Source organism: Acinetobacter sp. NigerLNRRAM0016 (assembly GCF_054112845.1).
The window spans coordinates 1-671 of sequence record NZ_JBSYVT010000114.1; the positions used below are offsets into that span (position 1 = coordinate 1).

Genomic DNA, 671 nt, shown 5'->3' on the forward strand with positions numbered 1-671 from the left:
CGCACGACGATTTGCCAAGCCAGATACCTTCACACCATTGTCATAGATCCAACGATCAAACTGCGATGCTGCAGCATTTAACTGACCTTTATTAATCAAAGTCAGCATGGTGCTTTTCGCAAAAGCAGTTTCACCAATGTTGTACACAAAACTAGCTAGGGCATCGAACTGGTTTTGATGAATATCGACCTTCACGTATTTATCTAGGCAAGCATCAACCCACTGACAATCATTTTTAAGCCATAGTTCCGCTTGTCCACGTGTACACGTATCACCTGCTTTAACCTTAATGCCATTTGGATACTTGATCGTACCGAAGCCAATGGTCCACACACCACCAGTGTCCAAATAAGCATTTGCACGGAAGCCCTCAAACTCTCGAATGATTGCAAAGCCTTGCTCTGAAATATCGCGTAGACCTGTGATTACTGGCGTGGTCGCCAATGAGTAACCAATGAGCTTGGCAAATTCTGTAAGCCCATTTGTGGCAATAATGGCATCACCTGCATTAACTTGATCCTGCGTCAGCTTGCCACCAGACATAGCACGTAACCAAGAATATGCCTGAGCTATTTGTTCTGAATTATTGACCGCCATTTGTATCTACCTCATCATGCAATTCAGGCTGCTTTTTCAAACGTGCAAGTATCATGGCCAAACTCACAAAAAGA

At 43.8% G+C, this 671-nt stretch carries 1 protein-coding gene; it reads right to left on the reverse strand.

The window, feature by feature from the left end; translation table 11 throughout:
• On the reverse strand, positions 1 to 597 hold a 597-nt coding region (locus tag ACWQ4X_RS19760), incomplete at its 3' end, for a lysozyme (protein WP_457904682.1).
• Between the last annotated feature and the right edge of the window lie 74 nt (positions 598 to 671).